At 70.4% G+C, this 18,460-nt stretch carries 17 protein-coding genes and 1 tRNA gene; 6 read left to right on the top strand and 12 right to left on the bottom strand.

Annotated features, from left to right (window positions below; translation table 11 throughout):
• Positions 1-8: 8 nt before the first annotated feature.
• The 3 genes from AB1673_08155 to AB1673_08145 all read right to left on the bottom strand — a co-directional run bounded on the left by AB1673_08155 (position 9) and on the right by AB1673_08145 (position 4,733).
• Positions 9-1,403, bottom strand: a complete 1,395-nt coding sequence (locus tag AB1673_08155; protein MEW6153943.1) for a peptide ligase PGM1-related protein — start codon at positions 1,401-1,403, stop codon at positions 9-11.
• 102 nt (positions 1,404-1,505) lie between these two features.
• Complete coding sequence (locus tag AB1673_08150) at positions 1,506-2,459, bottom strand: aldo/keto reductase family protein (protein ID MEW6153942.1); 954 nt, start codon at positions 2,457-2,459, stop codon at positions 1,506-1,508.
• 39 nt (positions 2,460-2,498) lie between these two features.
• Positions 2,499-4,733 carry an MMPL family transporter gene (locus tag AB1673_08145; GenBank protein ID MEW6153941.1) on the bottom strand — a complete coding sequence of 745 codons (2,235 nt, stop codon included), beginning with the start codon at positions 4,731-4,733 and terminating at the stop codon, positions 2,499-2,501.
• A 146-nt stretch (positions 4,734-4,879) separates the two neighbouring features.
• On the opposite strand from AB1673_08145, the gene AB1673_08140 reads away from it, so the two are divergent.
• On the top strand, positions 4,880-5,575 hold the full coding sequence (locus AB1673_08140; protein ID MEW6153940.1) for a TetR/AcrR family transcriptional regulator C-terminal domain-containing protein: 696 nt from the start codon (positions 4,880-4,882) through the stop codon (positions 5,573-5,575).
• Between the two features lie 11 nt (positions 5,576-5,586).
• On the opposite strand, the gene AB1673_08135 is transcribed toward AB1673_08140, so the two are convergent.
• Genes AB1673_08135 through cysC form a run of 3 tightly spaced genes read right to left on the bottom strand, consistent with a single transcriptional unit; the run spans position 5,587 to position 8,279 of the window.
• Positions 5,587-6,840, bottom strand: coding sequence for a GTP-binding protein (locus tag AB1673_08135; protein ID MEW6153939.1), 1,254 nt, complete (start codon positions 6,838-6,840; stop codon positions 5,587-5,589).
• Complete coding sequence (gene cysD / locus AB1673_08130) at positions 6,841-7,761, bottom strand: sulfate adenylyltransferase subunit CysD (GenBank protein MEW6153938.1); 921 nt, start codon at positions 7,759-7,761, stop codon at positions 6,841-6,843.
• A complete protein-coding gene (gene cysC / locus AB1673_08125) occupies positions 7,758-8,279 on the bottom strand; it encodes an adenylyl-sulfate kinase (protein ID MEW6153937.1) in 522 nt (173 codons plus the stop codon). Before cysC ends, cysD begins: the two co-directional genes overlap by 4 nt.
• A 163-nt stretch (positions 8,280-8,442) precedes the next feature.
• On the opposite strand from cysC, the gene AB1673_08120 reads away from it, so the two are divergent.
• From AB1673_08120 to AB1673_08110, 3 genes are all read left to right on the top strand, one after another.
• Positions 8,443-9,195: a 3'(2'),5'-bisphosphate nucleotidase CysQ gene (locus AB1673_08120; protein MEW6153936.1), complete on the top strand. Its 753-nt coding sequence runs from the start codon at positions 8,443-8,445 to the stop codon at positions 9,193-9,195.
• A tRNA-Arg gene (locus AB1673_08115) sits at positions 9,186-9,258 on the top strand. Before AB1673_08120 ends, AB1673_08115 begins: the two co-directional genes overlap by 10 nt.
• Positions 9,259-9,317: 59 nt before the next feature.
• Positions 9,318-10,538 carry a site-specific integrase gene (locus AB1673_08110; protein ID MEW6153935.1) on the top strand — a complete coding sequence of 407 codons (1,221 nt, stop codon included), beginning with the start codon at positions 9,318-9,320 and terminating at the stop codon, positions 10,536-10,538.
• Positions 10,539-10,547: 9 nt separating this feature from the next.
• Here the strand turns inward: AB1673_08110 and AB1673_08105 are convergent, their stop codons facing one another.
• The 5 genes from AB1673_08105 to AB1673_08085 form a co-directional block, all read right to left on the bottom strand.
• Positions 10,548-11,207 (bottom strand): hypothetical protein, encoded by a 660-nt coding sequence (locus tag AB1673_08105; protein MEW6153934.1) that lies wholly within the window; start codon positions 11,205-11,207, stop codon positions 10,548-10,550.
• A gap of 14 nt (positions 11,208-11,221) precedes the next feature.
• Positions 11,222-11,695, bottom strand: coding sequence for a hypothetical protein (locus AB1673_08100; protein MEW6153933.1), 474 nt, complete (start codon positions 11,693-11,695; stop codon positions 11,222-11,224).
• A 2-nt stretch (positions 11,696-11,697) separates the two neighbouring features.
• Positions 11,698-12,792: a DISARM system phospholipase D-like protein DrmC gene (drmC, locus tag AB1673_08095; GenBank protein ID MEW6153932.1), complete on the bottom strand. Its 1,095-nt coding sequence runs from the start codon at positions 12,790-12,792 to the stop codon at positions 11,698-11,700.
• A gap of 72 nt (positions 12,793-12,864) precedes the next feature.
• Positions 12,865-14,982: an AAA family ATPase gene (locus tag AB1673_08090; protein MEW6153931.1), complete on the bottom strand. Its 2,118-nt coding sequence runs from the start codon at positions 14,980-14,982 to the stop codon at positions 12,865-12,867.
• 220 nt (positions 14,983-15,202) lie between these two features.
• A complete protein-coding gene (locus AB1673_08085) occupies positions 15,203-15,472 on the bottom strand; it encodes a helix-turn-helix domain-containing protein (protein ID MEW6153930.1) in 270 nt (89 codons plus the stop codon).
• Between the two features lie 489 nt (positions 15,473-15,961).
• Here AB1673_08085 and AB1673_08080 point away from each other — a divergent pair, with 489 nt between their 5' ends.
• Complete coding sequence (locus AB1673_08080; GenBank protein ID MEW6153929.1) at positions 15,962-17,293, top strand: hypothetical protein; 1,332 nt, start codon at positions 15,962-15,964, stop codon at positions 17,291-17,293.
• A gap of 242 nt (positions 17,294-17,535) precedes the next feature.
• Here AB1673_08080 and AB1673_08075 read toward each other — a convergent pair whose 3' ends face one another.
• A complete protein-coding gene (locus AB1673_08075; protein MEW6153928.1) occupies positions 17,536-17,817 on the bottom strand; it encodes a hypothetical protein in 282 nt (93 codons plus the stop codon).
• 7 nt (positions 17,818-17,824) lie between these two features.
• Between AB1673_08075 and AB1673_08070 the strand changes: the two genes are divergently transcribed.
• On the top strand, positions 17,825-18,454 hold the full coding sequence (locus AB1673_08070) for a hypothetical protein (protein MEW6153927.1): 630 nt from the start codon (positions 17,825-17,827) through the stop codon (positions 18,452-18,454).
• Positions 18,455-18,460 lie beyond the last annotated feature (6 nt).

Here is an 18,460-nt window from a genome sequence, read left to right as displayed (position 1 = left end):
GCCGCCCCCTAGAGCTGGGCCGGGCTCGCCCCGATGCCGGACAGCAGGGTTGTGAGGTCGCGGTACAGGGCGTCGGCCCCGGCCAGGTCATGGGCGACGCACGTGGCGCCCATCTTGCCGTGGGCCGGCAGGGCGCCCAGCAGGTGCAGGAGCACGCCCGTCCCCGTCCTGGCGTCGAAGGCCAGACCGGAGCGGTCGACGGCCGCGATGACCTCGGCCGGCTGGCAACCCATGAGCGAATCCAGCTTGATGTTGTCGGTGGCCACGTAACGCCGGGGCGCGCCGTCGGGGGCCACCAGCTCGCCCGTGGACCGGTCGTAGGTCCCCCCGGTGGCCAGCCGGGCCATCCAGAAGGGGTGGGTCGTCCCGCCCATACGCAGGTTGATCTCGCTCAGGTACACGTGGTTGCCCCCGGCGCCGTGGGCGACCAGGAAGTCGATCCCGAATGACCCCAGCACCCCCTTGGAGGCCAGGACGGCCCCCACCCGGGCGGCCCGTTCCTGGATGGCCAGGCGGTACTCGGGGTCGGCCGGGAACCGGCAGCCGAGGTACACGTGGCCCTCGGGCCCGCCCAGCACCTGGTCGTGAGTGGACACCACCTCGACCTCCCCGCTGGGGGCGATGCGCAGCTGGACGCTGGGCGAGACCATGGGCTCGTGGCGCACCAGCTCCTCGACGATGGCCCCCTCGGCCCCGATCTTGGCCGCGTAGTCGCTCCAGTTCTCGCCGGCCGCGCAGAAGGTCGTGCCCGATCGCGTCAGGGGCGTCGTCGGCCCGGACAGCTCGACGATGGCGTTCCCTTGCCCGGAGAAGCCGTTGTTGAGCTTGATGACCACGGCGTCGGCGTGGGGCGAGCGGGCCCGGATGGACTCGATGGCGTGCTCGATATCCTCGAGGTCCCACAGGTCCTCCTGGCCCTCCAGCACCGAGACCCCGGCCTGGCGGGCCGTACGGCGCGACCCCGTCTTGGACCCCAGCCAGAACAGATGGGGGGGCGAGCCGTACAGGGGGAGGCGGAGGGCCTCCGACAGCGCCCGCTCGGCGGGGGTGACGTTGAAGGGCAGCAGGTAGGCGTCCGACGGGCCCCCGGCCCGGGCCCGCAGTTCCTCGAGGGCCCCGGGGTGGTGGAGCAGCTTCTCGGACAGGGGGCCGATGGCGGGGTCGTCGAGGGCCAGCATGTGCAGGCGGCGGCGGGCCCCGGCCGGGTCGGGGACGAAGCGCAGGTAGTAGTCGACGATGGCCGGGTCCACGGCCAGTGAGGTCACGTAGACGATCCGCACGTCCGGGCGCCCCAGGCGCAGGGCCAGGAACAGCATCCGCTCCTCGTAGTGCAGTACGCCGGTGATCTTGCGCAGCTCGCTCTGGGCGAACGAGAGCGACGGCACCACCACGACGGTGCCCACCTCGAGGTCGTCGGGGCGCCTCTGCCTCAGCCGCTCGACGAACTCGGCCTGGCGGTCCTCCCAGGTGGCGGCCGTGATCGACGTGCCTTCCGCCGGGACGGGCTAAGGCCCGACCACGTCGGGGCCCAAAGCCTCGTCGATGGCAGCCATGGTGGCGGCGTCGATCTTCACTCCCGAGGCCCGGGCGTTGTCCTCGAGCTGGGCCGGGCGGCTGGCGCCCACGATGGCCGACGACACGTTGGGCTGTTGCAGCACCCAGGCCAGGGCGAGCTGGGCCAGCGACAGCCCCAGCCCGTCGGCGATGGGCCGCAGCCGCTGGACCGCCTCCAGCACGGCGTCGTCGCGGAACCGGCCCATCATCCGGCTGTCGGCCCCCGCGGCCCGGCTCCCCTCGGGCGGGGCCTGACCGGGCAGGTACTTGCCGCTGAGTGCGCCTTGGGCCAGGGGCGACCACACGATCTGGCCGATGCCGTTGGCCTCGCACAGCTCGATGACCTGCTCGGCCTTGCGCCACAGCATGGAGTACTCGGGCTGGCTGGAGACGAACGGCTCCAGCCCCTCGGTCCGGGCCAGCTCGATGGCGGCCGAGATCTGGGCGGGCGTCCACTCGCTGAACCCGAGGTAACGGGCCTTGCCTGAGCGCACCAGTTCGGTGAACGCCCCCATCGTCTCCTCCAGGGGCGTGTCCTCGTCGTAGCGGTGGGCCTGGTAGAGGTCGACGTAGTCCACCCCCAGCCGCCGTAGCGAGGCGTCGGACTGCTTGCGGACCTGCTCGGCCGACAGTCCCCGGTCGGTGTCGGACATGGGCCAGAAGGCCTTGGTGGCCAGCAGGTAGCTGTCGCGGGGCCGGCCCGCCAGCACCTCGCCCAGGAAGCGCTCGGCCTCGCCCCGGCCGTAGGCGTTGGCCGTGTCGATGAAGTTGATGCCCAGGTCGAACGCCTTGTCGACCACCGCCACTGCCTGTTCCCGGTCGATGCGCCCCCCATAGGTGAGCCACGTGCCCAGGCTGATCTCGGGGACGACCAGGTCGCTGCTGCCTAACCGGCGGTACTCCATGCGGCTCGTTCCTAGCACGCGGCCCGCCGCCGCCGGGCATCAGACCGAGGCAGCCGTCATCGGAGGCTCGGCCGCCCGGGTGCCCGGTGGGGCTTCGGGCCGATGGGGGCCTTCGACGGTGATCTTGGGCAGCCACTCCAGCCACGGGGGCAGGTACCAGTTGCGGTCGCCCAGGAGCTTCATGCTGGCGGGCACCAGCACCGAGCGCACCAGGGTGGCGTCGAGGAACACGGCCACCGCCAGGCCGAAGCCCATCTGCTGGAACATGACCAGCTCCCCCGAGGCGAAACCACCGAACACGGCCACCATGATCAGCGCCGCCCCGGTGATGATGCCGGCCGTCGTGCGCAACCCGTAGGCCACCGAGCTGGTGTTGTCACCCGTCAGGTCGTATTGCTCGCGGATCCTCGACAGCAGGAACACGTGGTAGTCCATCGACAACCCGAACAGCACCGAGAACAGGAACAGGGGCAGCCAGGCTTCGATGACGTCCACCTGCTGGAAGCCCAGCACGCCCGCGCCCACACCCTTCTGGCTGACCAGGACGATGAGCCCGTAGGCCGCCCCAACCGACAGCAGGTTCATCAGTAGGGCCTTGATGGGCACGATCACCGAGCGGAAGGCGACCGTCAGCAGCACGAACGACAGGCCGAGCACGAACACGAACACGACCGGCATGTAGCGGGCCGTGAGGTCGAAGAAGTCCTTGTTGAACGCCGTCTCGCCCCCCACCAGTGCCCGGGCCGGCCCACCCGCAGGGAAGGCCTCGGCCGCCACCTGGCGCAGGGTCGTGATGGAACCGACGGCTGCCCTGGAGGCGGGGTCGCCCTTGATGGGGGCGGAGATCACGGCCAGGTCGCGAGCGTCGTTGACCTCCACGCCACTGGGGCCGAACAACTCGGTGCCGGCCATGGCGGCCTCGACGGAGGCCATGCCGGCCCGCACGGCCGGGTCGTCGACGGGCCCGTCGATGACGACCTCGACGGGGCTGCTCAGGCCACCCGAGAAGTCGCGGGCCAGGGCTTCGAAGGCCTGCTTGGACTCGAAGCTGGCGGGCAGGGTGCTCACCCCCGCGAACCCGGTGCGCATGTCGGTCCACGACCAGGCGGCGGCCAGCATGACCGACACGCCCAGGACGAGGCTGACCACCGGACGGGCCATGACGGCGTGGCTGACCTTGTCCCAGAACCCTCCGGGACGGCCCACCCCACCGGCCGACGACGAACGCCGGACGGCCAGCTTGTTCACCTTGTCGCCCAGCAGCCCGAGCATGGCCGGGAGCAGGGTCATGGAGGCGGCCACGGCCGCGATGACGACGAAGATGGCTCCCGCGGCCAGGCTCCGGAAGATCGTCGTGGGGATGATCAGCATGCCCACCAGGGCCAGCACCACGGTCATCCCGCTGAAGAACACGGCCCGGGTGGCCGTGGCCCCGGCCGCCTCGATGGCATCGAGCTTGTCGAGCCCCCGGGCGCGCTCCTCCCGGTAGCGGGAGACCACGAACAGCGAATAGTCGATCCCGACGGCCAGGCCCATCATCGTGATCATGTTGGTCACGAAGAACGAGAACGGGCTGAGCTGGCCGACGACGGCCACCACCCCCACGGCGATGGTGATAGCCGCGATCCCCACCAGGATGGGCAGCACGGCGGCCACTACCGCCCCGAACACGACGACGAGGATGACGAGAGCAGCCATGACGCCGACCGCCTCGCCCTTGCGCAGGTCCTCTTCGGCCACCTTGGCGAAGTCCTCGCTGAGCGAGGCCGGGCCGAACACCCGGGTGGTGAAGGCTCCGGTCGTCGACTGCCCCGCTACCTCTCGCAGGGCGTGGGCCTTGTCGCTGGCATCGGCCGGTTCACCGGCCAGGACGGCGGGCACGATCGTCGTGCGCCGGTCGGCCGACACCATGGACTGGTCAGCGCTCTGGTAGAAGGTCCGCACGGTCAGCACCTCTCCGGGCCCGAGGGCCTGGAGGCGGAGCTGGAGAGCCTCCACGTGGTTCTTGAAGGCGGGGTCGTCGACGGTGACGGTCGACGAGGTGACGATGAAGATCTCGGTGGCATGGCGGGGGCCCCGCAGCCGGTCCTCGATGAGAGCGGCCGCCTGCTCGGCCTCGGGGTCGTTGGTGAACGTCGCTTCCTGGGTGAGCGCGTCGCCCATCAGCGACCCGATGAGCGTGGCCGACAGGACGATGGCCAGCACCCAGGCCAGGACTGTACGCCCGGGATGGCGGCTGGCCGACCGGGCCAGCGACTGCGTGGACACCCTCATTCGATCCTCCTGCCCCGGGCCCGCCTGCCCTTCTTCGGAACCGTTGCCGGGCATCGTACGTACAACGTACGATGAAGGACAAGGGGGCTAGCACTACCTTTTCGGGGTGCGCCTGGCCCACCGGGCGCCGGATCGCCGGAGGACACATGGCACGACCAACTACCAGCGGCGGCCCGGCGGGCACGGACACGGCCGGCAAGGGCCAGGTGCTCGACCGCGAGGCCATCTTGGGCTCGGCCCTCGAGCTGGTCGACGAGGTGGGCCTGGCCGGCCTCAACATGCGGGCCCTGGCCCAGCGTCTGGGCGTAGGGACGATGTCGCTCTACCACCACGTACCCAACAAAGACGCCCTGCTCGACGGCATCGTCGAAGCCCTCCTGGGCGGTATCGAGATCCCGGCGGCCGACGCCGGTTCGTGGGATGAACGGGCGCTGCTCATGGCCCGTTCGTTGCGGGCCGTGGCCCTGTGCCACCCCCACTGCGTCCCCCTGATGGTCACCCGCCCGTTCGCCACCGGCGACGCCCTGCGCCCGTGCGAGGCCGCCTTCGACGTGCTGGCCGAGGCCGGGCTCTCCACCGAGCAGGCCCTCATCGCCTTCCGCACGATCGTGGCCTACGTGCTCGGCTTCGTGATGATGGAGTCGGCCGGCTTCTTCGGCGGCGTGGGCCCCGGTCGCGACCCCGACGAGCTGCTCGAGCTGGGCCTGCCCCGCCTAGCCGCCATGGTGCCCCACCTGGAGGGCCGGGACATCAACGCGGACTTCGACGCCGGCTTGCGCATCGTCGAGGTCGGGTCCCTCGCCGCCCTGGCCCAGATGGCCCAGGCCCCGCGTCAGCGGTAGCGGCGGGCGGGCTATCCGGCCCGGCCCAGGACCATGGCCGCCCCCACGGTGGCGTTGGTGGCCTCGTCGACCAGGATGAGGCTGCCCGTGGTGCGGTTGCGGCGGTAGTCGTCGAACATGAGCGGGGTGGTCGTCCGCAGGGTCATGCGGCCGATCTCGTTGAGGCCGAGACGGTCCGACGACTCGTCGCGGTGCAGGGTGTTGACGTCGAGCCGGTACCGCAGCTCTTTGACCATGGCACGCGACCAGCGGGTGGTGTGCTTGACGGCGTACATGGTGCCGGCCGTGAGGGGCTTTTCGGCCATCCAGCACACCATGACGTCGAGGTCCTGGCCCACGTGGGGGTGGTTGTGGGGCCGGCAGATCATGTCGCCCCGGGAGATGTCGAGGTCGTCGGTGAGCCGGATGGTGACCGACATGGGCGGGTAAGCCTCGTCGACCGGGCCGCTGTAGCTGTCGATGGCGGCCACCGTGGTGGTGAGGCCCGAGGGCAGCACGACCACCTCGTCGCCGGGCCGGAACACGCCCCCCGAGACCTGGCCGGCGTAACCCCGGTAGTCGTGGTGGGCGTCGTTGTTGGGCCTGACCACGTACTGGACGGGGAAGCGGCTGTCGATGAGGTTGCGGTCCGAGGCCACGTGGACCTCCTCCAGGTGGGTCAGCAGCGGCGCCCCCCGGAACCATCCCATGTTGGCCGACTCCTCGACCACGTTGTCGCCATGGAGGGCGCTGATCGGGAAGAACGTGAGGTCGGCGATCTCCAGCTTGGTGGCGAAGGCCCGGAACTCCTCCTTGATGGCCTCGTAGACGCCCTGGTCCCAGCCCACCAGGTCCATCTTGTTGACGCACAGGGCCAGGTGAGGCACCCGCAGCAGGGTGGCGATGAAGGCGTGCCGGCGGGACTGCTCGACCAGGCCCTTGCGGGCGTCGACCAGGATGATGGCCAGGTCGGCCGTCGACGAGCCCGTGACCATGTTGCGGGTGTACTGCACGTGGCCGGGCGTGTCGGCGATGATGAACTTGCGCCTGGCCGTGGCGAAGTAGCGGTAGGCCACGTCGATGGTGATGCCCTGCTCGCGCTCGGCCCGCAGGCCGTCGGTGAGCAGGGCCAGGTTGACGTAGTCGAGGCCCCGGGTGGTGCTGGCCCGCTCCACGGCCTCGAGCTGGTCCTCGAGGACCTGCTTGGAGTCGTAGAGCAGGCGCCCGATGAGCGTGCTCTTGCCGTCGTCGACCGAGCCGGCGGTGGAGAAGCGGAGCAGGTCCATCTAGAAGTAGCCCTCGCGCTTGCGGTCTTCCATGGCCGCCTCGCTGAACTTGTCGTCGGCCCGGGTGGCGCCCCGCTCGGTCACCCGGGTGGTGGCCACCTCGGCGATCACGTCTTCGATGGTGGCCGCCGAGGACATGACGGCCCCCGTGCACGACATGTCCCCCACAGTGCGGAAGCGGACCATGGCCTCGAACGGCTCCTCGTGGGCCTGCACGGTGTTGTAGGGGCCGACGGCCAGCAGCATGCCGTCGCGCTCGAAAACCTGGCGGCGGTGGGCGAAGTAGATGGAGGGGACCTCCATCTGCTCCTTGGCGATGTACATCCACACGTCGAGCTCGGTCCAGTTGGAGATGGGGAAGGCCCGGATCTGCTCGCCCTTGCGGACCCGGCCGTTGTAGAGCGACCACAGCTCGGGCCGCTGGTTCTTGGGGTCCCACTGGCCGAACTCGTCGCGGAAGGAGAAGAACCTCTCCTTGGCCCGGGCCTTGTCCTCGTCGCGCCGCCCCCCGCCGAAGCAGGCGTCGAAGCCGTGCTCGCGGATGGCGTCGAGCAAGGTGGTGGTCTGGAGGCGGTTGCGAGATGCCCGGGGACCGGTCTCTTCGACCACCCGGCCCCTGTCGATCGACTCCTGCACGCTGGCCACGACCAGGCGCTCGCCCAGCTCGGCCATGCGCCGGTCGCGGAACTCGAGGGCCTCGGGGAAGTTGTGGCCGGTGTCGACATGCATCACCGGGAACGGGAAGCGGGCCGGCCGGAAGGCCTTCTCGGCCAGGCGCAGCAGCACCAGCGAGTCCTTGCCACCGCTGAAGAGCAGCACCGGCCTTTCGCACTCGGCTGCCACCTCGCGCATGACGAAGACGGCCTCGGCTTCGAGGGCGTCGAGGTGGGTCAGTTCGTAGTCGGTGATGCCGGCGGTCATCGGTGCAAAGCTTGCCAGACCATCTCGACGGACTCTTCCACCGTCTGGGAGTGGGTGGGCAGGGTCACCTCGGGGGCAACCGGCGGTTCGTAGGGGTCGTCGGCCCCGGTGAGGCCCGACATCTGGCCCGTGCGCTGGCGGGAGTAGAGGCCCTTGACGTCCCGCTGGGCGCACACGTCGGCCGGGGCGGCCACGTACACCTCGACGAACCGGCCGCCGTGGCGGGCCCGCACCTCGTCGCGCACGGCCCGGTAGGGCGACACCAGCGAGCACATGACGTACACGCCGTTGCGGCTGAGCAGGTCGGCCACGAACCCCACCCGGCGCACGTTCTCGTCGCGGTCCTCCCGGGTGAACCCCAGGTCCTTGGAGAGGTGGGTGCGGACCACGTCACCGTCGAGCACCTCGACCGGAAGCCCCTCGGACCCCAGCCGGGCGGCCAAGGCCTGGGCGATCGTCGTCTTGCCGGCCGAGGGCAGGCCGGTGAACCAGACCGTGCGCCCACTGAGTGTCTTCATTCTGCGCGTTCCGCCGAGCTCGTCCAAGGTTGGGCACCTAGCGTACACACCCGGCTAGCGCCGCCCCAGCCGGTACGGTTCTCCCGTGGAGAACCCAGATCAGCCGGCGGTTGGGGCAAGGGCGGGGGGAGCGTCCCACGTTGCCGCTCGGGACGATCATCACCTGGCGGCCCACCTCGCCGCCGAGTCGGGCTGGCGGCTCCTCGAAGTGCGGGAGCGGCTTCACGGCCAGCCCGAGCGGGAGATCGGCGACGAAGGGGACCGGGTGTCCCAGGCCTTCCTCGCCACTGCCCTGGCTGAGGCCCGCCCGGCCGACGCCGTCCTTTCCGAGGAGGCGGCCGACAACGGGGCCCGGTTGGCCTGCGACCGGGTCTGGGTCATCGACCCCCTCGACGGCACCCGGGAGTACGGCGAAGGCCGCACCGACTGGGCCGTGCACGTGGCCCTGTGGTCCGGCGGGCGCCTGGCCGCCGGGGCCGTCGCCTTGCCGGGGGCCGGGCAGGTGTTCTCCACTGCCCGCCCGCTGTACCCGGCGGCGGCCGGCGGCGGCGGGCGCCTCCGCCTGGTCGTGAGCCGGAGCCGGCCGCCCGAACTGGTCGTCCGCCTGGCGCCGGTCGTCGGCGCCGACCTCGTCCCCCTGGGCTCGGCCGGGGCCAAGGCCATGGCCGTCGTCACCGGCGACGCCGACGCCTACGTCCACGGCGGGGGGATGTGGGAGTGGGACAGCGCGGCCCCCGTGGCCGTCGCCCTGGCCGCCGGCCTGCACGCCTCCCGCCTCGACGGTTCACCCCTGGTCTACAACCAGCCCAGCCCCTGGCTCCCCGACCTCGTCATCTGCCGGCCCGAGCTCGCACCCGCCCTGCTGGGTGCCATCGCCGCCCTCCCCGCCGGTAACCTGGCCCCCCCGCCCCCGTAGCTCAGAGGATAGAGCGTCGGTTTCCTAAACCGTGCGTCGGAGGTTCGAATCCTCCCGGGGGCGCTGCAAATTAGCAGGTAGGAGGCCATTTCTGCAGTTGGCCGGCTGGCTCGGAGGGCGACTTGCCCATCCAGTTCAACTACTCTTGCCCATCCGATCGCGGTACGGTGGCGTTCGTGGCCGGGTCGATCCGCCAGCGGGGGAAGCAGTCGTGGGAGATCCGCGCCTTCGCCGGCAAGGACGCCGAGACGGGGAAGAAGCGCTACGTCACCCGAACCGTCCGCGGCGAGCGCCGTGATGCCGAGGTCGCGCTCGGCCGGCTGCTCGGTGAGATCGAGGACGGCCAGCACGCCGTGCGCGCGGGCACCGTCGGCGAGCTGTGCGAGCGCTGGTACTCCCACGCCGCGCCCGACCTCTCGCCGGCGGTCGCCGCGGAGTACCGGCGCTTGCTCGACCGGCGCATCCTCCCCCGCTGGTCCGACATGCCGCTGCGTCGGCTGCGCACAGCCGACCTCGACCAGTGGTACTCGGAGCTACGCCGCTCCGGTGCCGCCGGCGGGAAGCCGCTGGCGCCGAACACCGTGATGCGATCCCACGCTGTCCTCCGGCGGACGCTGGCCCAGGGCGTGAAGTGGGGGTGGCTCACCGTCAACCCGGCGGCCAACGCGTCGCCGCCGCGGTCGAAGAAGCAGCATTCCGAGCTACCCGATCCCGCCGACGTCGCCCGGCTGATCGACGCGGCGGCGAAGGTGAACCCCTACCTGCCGGCCTACTTCCGGTTGGCAGCGGCCACCGGCGCGCGCCGGGGCGAGTTGTGCGCGCTGCGGTGGAAGCACATCGATCTCGAGAAGCGCCGGGTGACGATCGCCCGCAGCATGGCCGAGGTCGGCGGTGAGCTCATCGAGAAGGACACGAAGACCCACCAGGTCCGGAAGGTCACGATCGACGAGGAAACGACGGCGCTGCTCGTCGCTCACCGCGAAGCCTGCGCTGAGCTGGCGACGAAGTGCGGAACCTCGATCTCGTCGAACTCGTTTCTGTTCTCGCACGAGGTCGACTTCACGAAGCCCTGGCGCCCGAACTACGCGACGCTCGCCTTCGGCCGCCTGCGCGACGAGCTCGGCCTCGACGGCGTGAAGCTCCACCACCTCCGCCACTTCAGCGCCACGCAGCTCCTGTCGGCCGGCATCGACATCCGCACCGTCAGCGGCCGGCTCGGTCACGCCAACGCATCGACGACCCTCGACTTCTACGCCCAATTCCTTCAGGCAGCAGACGAGCGCGCGGCAGACGCTCTCGGGGCGTTGCTGGCTAGTAACGGATCGACGCCCAGCCCGCGGTGATGCCAGGCACTACCGGCGAAGCCGGTGAAGCTCGTCTTCGATGACACCAACGAATCGACGCTCGGCATCCGAATTGGGAACGAGTTCGTCCGTCCATCGTCGGTGGTGGTGACGAAAGAGCGCCGGCAGTTCACCGTGGGAGACGTTTGACGCAAGCCACGACTGTGTGTTCTGTGAACGAAGGTCGGTCGTCAACCCGAGGAACTCACGAAGCAGACCAAGCGTGAGATCGGTGTCGTAGTACTTGCACTCGAAGGCCATCACGATCGCACGCGCTCTCGGATGGAAGGACTGACGACGAGCTTCGTCGCACTCATCGGTGCGAATAGCGGAGACATCGCATTCATGGGTCACTCCGGACTGCCCTTCACCGCGAATCCCGATGTGGACCTCGAGAAGGGCCTGACCTGAATGCGCCAGGAGGGCATGTGCGAAATCGGGAGACCAGATGACACCGGGTCCGCGACGCAGCACGAGTCGACGGCGGCCAGCGACGATGGGTAACGGCCCTGTCGTCCCGGTCCGGAACGAGACGACGTAGTGGTCCTGCTGAGCGGCGACGATCAACCGCGAGAAGATGTACGCCTCGTACAGGTCGAACAATGCGTCCTTGGTGGTGAGACTTGGCGTTACGGCTCCTGGCAGAGCTTGCTTGATCTTCTGGAGCAACTCGTTCGCCTTCGTCACTCGAGCTCCCGGCGAAACTCGGTGATCAGCTCACGAAGCGCCGTTACTCGTTCAGAGGCCTCGACGAGCATCTCGCGGCTAACAACCATGCCTGCCCGGTCGCCGATGGATCCCACGAGTTCCACGGAGTCGGGCCGGAACTCCAATTCAACCTCGAACCCGGCGGCCTCCTCCAACGCACTCAAGGTCGTTCGAACGAGGTCAATCGGCTGCACCACCGCACGCTCAACCGCGTCGACGAGGAGCCGTAGCATCTCGCTCGGCAGGTAAGCACGCGAGGCCTTCACGGCCTCACGCTTTCGTCGACGTCCCGGCTCCTGCGCCTCGAGCAAGACCTGCCGACGCTCCTCGACACCCTGCTGGACGAGGGCATCGACGTCATCGGTGATCCACCGCAGTTGGTCAATGGCTGCGACCGACGCTCGCAGATCCGCGTATAGCGCCCGGGCCTCTTCCTCCTCGATGGCCATGATTAATCCAGCACCTTCAGTAGCTCGTTCTTCATCAAAGCGTTGAAGTGGTTGGCGATGCGTCTTGGCACGTCGCCACCGCGGACGACGAGGCCAAGCTCCATGTTGTCCGTCATCGCGGCGCCGGTGAGGTTCGCTGAGGTGACGAAGGCGACGCGGCCGTCGGCGACGGCGCACTTGGCGTGCATCGCGGCGTGACCGCCACTCGCGGAGGCACGAAGCTCGGCTGGCCACACGTAGAACGAGACGGTGTCGCCGAGGGCGTCGAACGCCTCCTTCGCGTCGTGGGTCAGGTTGCCCTTCGACTCGACGACTGACTCGAGGATGAGCCGGACATCCACGCCTCGGTCGGCGGCGGCCTTGAGCGCCTCGACGATCGTCACCACCTTGTACGCCGCGAAGCTGACGACGATGAGGCTCTTCCTGGCTTCCTCGATCACCTCGGCGAGCACGGCGCTCGTCGCTCGCACCGGCACCTCGTAGCTTGCTGGACCGGTCCACACCACAGACACCTGCTCCTCGCCCCCGAACCGGTCGGCCATCTCGCTCTGCCACTTCAGGCTGAGGGAGGCAGGGCACACCACGAGGACCGTGCGGGCTCGGTGGCGCAGCAGCAGCTCCTGGACGACGAGCCCGGCCTCGATGGTCTTGCCGAGCCCGACGTCGTCGGCGATGAGGAGGTTGACCCTCGGCATCTGCAGCGCCCGCACGACCGGATCGAGCTGGTAGTCCTCGATCGTGATGCCGGACCGAAACGGTGCCTGCAGGGCGCGGCTGTCGGCGGAGGTGATCGCACCCCACCGGACGGCGTCGAGGAAGGCATCGAGCCGTTCCGGGTCGTCGAAGCGGTCGGCCTGCGGCTGAGGGAGTGTGGCCGTCTCGAGCACGGCCGTCCCAGGCTCGATCTCCCAGATGACGCTCAGCTCGTCGCCGAGACCGTCGTCCTCCACCGAGGTGAGCTCGAGCAGGTGTTGGGCGCCGCCGTCGTCGAGCGCGGACGCGGCGACGTCGCTCACGACCCAGTGCCGATCGCGGACGCGGACGAGCTGCCCCACCTCAGGGGCGGCCAGCGTCGCTCGGGGTTCGGTCGTCGTCACGTTGCGTGTTGGCAGCTGGTCTCGCCGTGCATCTCATCCACGGTACGAGACGAGCGTGACGCCTTCATGGCGTCACGCGATGGAGAGCCCGCGGCCGGTCTCTCGTTCCGGTGGGTCGATCGCCTGGTGAAGGGTCTTCAGGATGCGGTCGTACTCGAACTGCTCCAAGGCCCCTTCGGGCCTGGGGCCGAGGAGGTCTGTCAGGGAGGCCGCGTTGTCGGGCCACCTTCGTCCTCGCTCGTCCAGGTATGCGACGAGGTTCTCGACGGCGCCATCCCAGCGGAGGCGGTCTCTCTGGGACATGGGGCGCGGCCCGAGCAGGTCGACGATGGCAGGTGTCGGATCGGCGACCGCTGCGATACGGACGGCGAGGCGGCGGGCGGAGATGGCCAAGGCGGTCAAGCGCCGCTCGTCGAACTCCGCCCGGTGCTCAGCCGCGAACTCTTCGTGGGCGGCCTGCCGCGCGTGCAGCTCTGCCACCTGGTCGGTCGCACGCCCGATGACCTCCTCCAGCGAGGTGAAGGCCTTCGTCTGCTGCCGGCGGGTGCGCGGGTTCCAGGACTGGCGTCGCTGCTCCATCGCTTCGCGGCGTTGGTGGAGCAACTCCAGCCGGCGCCGGGACCGGGTGAGCTCTTCGGTGACGGGCGGTGGCTGCTCGCAGAGGATCCGGTCGAGCTGCCGGAGGCGGGCGTTCAACTGCTGCAGGGTGCCGGAGCGGGCGAGGCGGGACGCTTCGGTGGCGAGCGGGTCCATCTCGGCGGCCAGCTGTTCGTCGCTGCGACGGCTCAGCGCGTCGACGACGGTGTCGAAGCCGGCCGCGTCCGGCTCGATCGCTCGGGGGTCGTCTTCGTCATCGAGGTCGAGCTCGCCGTGGACGACGTAGAGGTGCGTCTCGTCGGTGGCGCGGGTGATGGCGACGTAGCCCTCCTCGAACCGGGATGCGTCCGAGGGGTGGTAGCGGGCTCGGTCGAGCGTCGCTCCCTGGACCGCGTAGGTGGTGCGGGCGTAGGCGTGCTCGAGATGCCCGGCGGCGAGGTACTCGTGCGGGACGTGAACAGTGCCCTCTCGATCGAAGGCGACTGCCACCTCACCACGGTCGTGGTCGATGGCGACGATGCGGCCAACGCTCCCGTTCTTCACGAACTCGGCCCGGCCGGGCGCGTGCAGCGACCGGTCGTTGCGGCGGGCGACGACCTCGTCGCCGACCAGGAGCTCACGCCCATGAACGACCAGCGGCTCGCCGGTGAGGACGCCCTCGTCCTTGAGGAGCGCGCGGGCCCGGTCGTTGAGGGCACGCCGGGCGGCGTTGGTCCCGGCGAGCATCGGCGAGGCTGATCCGGCGCAGCGGTCGGCCCACCAGTCACGGACGAGCGCGTCGTAGGTATCGGCTGCGCTGTCGCCGCGGTGGACCTTGCCGTCTCGGTCGTACCGGTCGAGCGCACCGGCGACGTCGCCTCGTCGGTACTCGTCGATGGAGAGACGCTCGGCGGGTTCGCACTGGCGCCGGTTCTCGACGAGCCGGACGACGGTCGGGTCGTCTCGGCTGGCGAGGGCCTTGAAGACGCCACCGGTGTCGACCGAGGTGTGCTGATCGGGATCTCCGATGAGCTTGATCGCGCCGCCCGCTCGGTCGACGTGGGCGGCGAGCCGGGCCAGCTCGCGGGTCCCGACCATCGACGCCTCGTCGATCAGGACGATCGTGCCGGGTGCGAAGTGGTCGCCGCGCTGTTCGAGGTCGATGAGCAGGCTGGCGATGGTCTGCGCCGGCCGGCGCGTGTACCGCTCGAACCCGACCGCGGCCTCCAGCTCGGCAGCGGCGGTTGCGCTCACGGCGCAGCCGACGACCGGCGCGCCGGCCGCGGCAAACGCCTCGACGCAGGCGGCGGTTGCGTAGGTCTTGCCGGAGCCGGGGCGCCCGACCACGACCTGAATGGCTCGGGACGTCGAGCAGACGGAGCGGACCATCTCGGCCTGCTCGCCGGAGAGCTCGGGGTGGCGGGCGAGCGTGCCCTCGATCGCGGAGCCGGCGACCGCTCCTTGTCGTGTGGTCGCCCACGTGAGGAGCCCGGTCTCGATCTCGATCAGCTCGGGTGTGCTGAACACGGCGGTGCCGCCGGTGCGGATGCGGCGGTTGTCGAGACCGATGAGGACCTGGGAGTTGCGTCCGGAGGTCGGGCCGGCGAGGAGCACGACGCGCTCGGAGGCGAGGAACCGGTCGGCCAGGCGCTCGACCTCGGGCGCCGGCGCCGATGCGCCGACGGCGGCGGCGATCTGCTGGACGATGTCTCGGCGGGTGAAGGTGGAGGAGCGCTCGGTCAGGCCGTGCGGTCCGGTGAGGTGGTCGTAGAGGCGCTCGACGGCGCCGGCGGTGAGCTGGGGGGAAGCCCAGTGCGCCGGTGGGGTGGCCGGCTCAGCCATTGCTGGCGCGGCGGGGCAGGTCGATCACCGGCGAGGGCCGGGCGACGAGCTCGTCGAGGGCCCACTTCGGCACCACGATGCGGCGCACGTGGAGCCGCAGGGCGTAGAGCTGGCCCTGGTCGATCATGTTGCGGACCGTCCCGGGCAAGACCTTCAGCCGTTCGGCGACCTCGGCGACCGTGTAAACGAGCGACGTCTCGGCCGGCGGCCGCCGGGCGGGATCACGAGCCGGCATCACCGGCTCGCAGCGGCGTCGTCCCATCGGACCTCCTCTCGATGGCAGGGATGGAGGAGATGGTCCGGATCGGTTTCCCGTTTCCGTTCCCGTTCGCGTTCCTGTTCGCGTCCCGTCCGGATCCCGGGATCCCGGTGGGCGTCCGGGATCCGTCCGGGACGGCGTGGGGGCTGTCCCGGACGGCGGCCCGCGAGCCCGGGATTCATCCGGGAACTCCCTGGTCAGGCCATGAAACGGGAAACCTCTCGGCCATCCCGGGCACCGTGCGGGACGCAGCTCATGAACGGGCTCATGGATCAGGAATTTCTTCGTCGATGAGACTCATGGCCGCGAGCGGGGGCGCTCACGGACGTGCCGGTTGGCGGTCCACCGGGGGCTCGGCGGCGCCGTGACGCACGCTGATCCATGAGCCGCTTGACCTGGGGTTTCCCGCCCTCCGTGAGCCGTACTGGGGCTTCGGGGCCGGCGTCCATGAGTCGCCTCGTGAGGGTGCCGCCGCGCGGAAGACTGGTCCGCATGGCCGACGACGAGGATCCGCTGATCACCGACGCCATCGCCAAGCTCGATGCGGAGGACGCCGGCGCCGCCCGCGACGCCGAGGCCGCGCTCCAGTCGCTCACGTGGGGTGAGGGCCTGGGTGTGATCACCCAGGAGCGGCTGCAGCACTTCCTCTGGTACGGGCTGCCGATCAAGTGGCTGACCGACACCGACCACCACCGCCGGATCGTCGACGCGCTCGGCCGTGCCTTCGACCTGCTCGGCCTCCCCCGGTACGCGGCGCTGTGCCGGTCGTCAACGACGGCCGAGGTGCTCGACGCCTACGAGCGCAGCGACACCGAGGGCAAGAAGGCGTTCCGCAAGGCCGACCTCGCCTCGGGCATCCAGCCCCCCGACATCGACGAGCTCGAGTGGGGCGCGGTCATGGGGATGGTCGAGTCAGACGCGCTGTCGTCGACGGCCGAGCTGCTCGAGCTGGCCATCGCTGGCGGCGAGCTCGTCCCCGGCGCTCGGGGGTGGAAGCAACGCCAGGCCGACCTGGTGCGGGCGCACCTCACGACCCCGCGCATCGAGCTGGGCGGCCGGACCTGGCTCGACGGCATCGCCGAGGAGCGGCTCGACACGTGGCTCGACCCGCACCGCCGCAGCGCCACCCGCCGCCGCATCCTCGAACCACTCGCCGCCACCGTGCGGGCACCGGCCGCGATGCCCGCCGGGATCGAGGATCCGCTGCCGCGGCTGCGGTGGTTCCTGGGTGAGCTCGCCGACGGTCAGCCGCTGACCCAGACCAGCAACCTCAGCCGGGCCTTCGTGCAAGAGGCAGCGCCACGGTTCGGGTGGGACTTCAAGAACCCGCCCCGTACCGAGGACGAGCTGTTCGACCTCCACCAGCTCCGCCACCTCGCCCAGCGCCTTGGGCTCGCCCGCCGGTCCGGACGGAAGCTGGCGCTCACGCCGAAGGGCCGGGCGGCGCTTGGCGACGCCGAGCTGCTCTTGCGAACGGCTGCCCGAGGGCTGCTGCCGGACCACCAGTTCGCCGCCGCGCTCGGCGAGCTCACTCTCGCGCTGCTCGTCGAGCGCGAGGTGCACACCAGCGAGCTCGACGAGACCCTCCGTGACATCGTCGCCGAGGTCGGGTGGCGGGCAACGGATACCGGCCAGCCGCCGACCGAGCACGACATCAGCTGGGCGTGGCACCAGACGACGAACCTGCTGCGCGCCCTCGACGTCCTGTCGACCGGTGGCGGTTGGGACGACCGCAGCTACGCGCTCACGCCGGCGGGCCAGGCGCTCGCGCTCGAGTGCCTCCACCAGCGCGCCACCGGGCCGCGGTCGAGCATCTCGGGTTGATCGTGGGTACGCGGAGGCCGCCGACCTTCGGGCCCGAGCCGTGGGCTGAGCACGCCCGCGAGAGCTGGTCGCACTGGGACCTGTGGTTCTGCCTGCTGTGCGTCACCGAGGCCGACGGCGATTGGGACGCGCTGGAGGAGGCGATCATCGCCCGGGACCGCCAGCGGTCGGTAACGAGTCGGGTGTGGGAGCGCAAGCGCAGCCATCTGCTCGACCTTCTCGGCCGGCTGGAGGCGGCCGGCCTAACCGCGGCCGATCTCGCCGCCGACCACCTCGACGACAAGGCCTTGCGGACGAAGGCGCGGCGCAAGGTGCTCGACCAGGAGCTCGCCGGCCGCGACCTCACCCCCGCGATGGAGGACACGCCGCGCCGACGGCTGCGCGAGCGCGCCCTGCGCGGCCACTGGCCATTGTTCCCGGTATCGCCCGAGGAGGACTACGCCCACTTCGCCGACCTGGTAGACGGCGAGCGCCGGAGCTTCCGGCTGGCCACCGCGCTGGAGGCCATCACCGCCGAGGAGCACGAGGACGGTGCCGGCGACCCCGCCCCGGCAGCTGGCCCTCTGGCGGGCAGTCCTGACCGCCGGGCTCGAAGCATTCCTTGGTGGGCTGCGCGACTCCGACGGCGCCGTCGGCACCTTCCTCGGAGACGCTCTCGAGACCTACGCCTCGCTGCCCTGGCGGGACACGGGCATCGAGCCGGCCGTCTACTGGGCCGACCTCTGCGAGTGGTGCATCTGGGAGGACTACGGCATCCGCCACCGCCGCGACGCCGCACCATTCCTCGGAGCCCGCGAGGCGGACGTCGAGAGAGTCGAGCGTCTCCTCCTCGAACTCGCAGCCGAGCACCGGTCGCACCGCCTCGACTACGAGGCCGACGAGGCGCTCCAGCTCATCGCATGGCTGGCGGTGGCCACCCGTTCGTTCGACCGGTTCGCGGTAGCGGCCGAGAGGTTGCGAGCGGAGTGGTGGATGCCAGTCGACGCGTTAGGCGAGGCAGCCGTCGGCGCTGGCAAGCCCGACCTCGCCGCCGAGGTATACGGTGCGGCCATCGTCGGCGGCGGCTGGCACGTCGACCACCTCACCCGGCTGTGTCGCCAGCGAACCGGGCACGACCCCGCACCGCGTCGACACCTGCGGGCCGTCGAAACGGACCAGTAGCTGCGA

The organism is Actinomycetota bacterium (assembly GCA_040754375.1).
In the GTDB taxonomy this organism is placed as follows: domain Bacteria; phylum Actinomycetota; class Acidimicrobiia; order Acidimicrobiales; family AC-14; genus JBFMCT01.
Note: the sequence above shows the minus strand (reverse complement) of the source record. Positions and strands in the feature narration are given on the sequence as shown.

Bases quoted from the DNA above. Each gene is read 5' to 3' on its own strand.
- AB1673_08150 (MEW6153942.1), bottom strand. From the start codon at position 2,459: ATGGAGTACCGCCGGTTAGGCAGCAGCGACCTGGTCGTCCCCGAGATC.
- AB1673_08145 (MEW6153941.1), bottom strand. From the start codon at position 4,733: ATGAGGGTGTCCACGCAGTCGCTGGCCCGGTCGGCCAGCCGCCATCCC.
- AB1673_08140 (MEW6153940.1), top strand. From the start codon at position 4,880: ATGGCACGACCAACTACCAGCGGCGGCCCGGCGGGCACGGACACGGCC.
- AB1673_08135 (MEW6153939.1), bottom strand. From the start codon at position 6,840: ATGGACCTGCTCCGCTTCTCCACCGCCGGCTCGGTCGACGACGGCAAG.
- cysD (MEW6153938.1), bottom strand. From the start codon at position 7,761: ATGACCGCCGGCATCACCGACTACGAACTGACCCACCTCGACGCCCTC.
- cysC (MEW6153937.1), bottom strand. From the start codon at position 8,279: ATGAAGACACTCAGTGGGCGCACGGTCTGGTTCACCGGCCTGCCCTCG.
- AB1673_08100 (MEW6153933.1), bottom strand. From the start codon at position 11,695: ATGGCCATCGAGGAGGAAGAGGCCCGGGCGCTATACGCGGATCTGCGA.
- AB1673_08085 (MEW6153930.1), bottom strand. From the start codon at position 15,472: ATGGGACGACGCCGCTGCGAGCCGGTGATGCCGGCTCGTGATCCCGCC.
- AB1673_08080 (MEW6153929.1), top strand. From the start codon at position 15,962: ATGGCCGACGACGAGGATCCGCTGATCACCGACGCCATCGCCAAGCTC.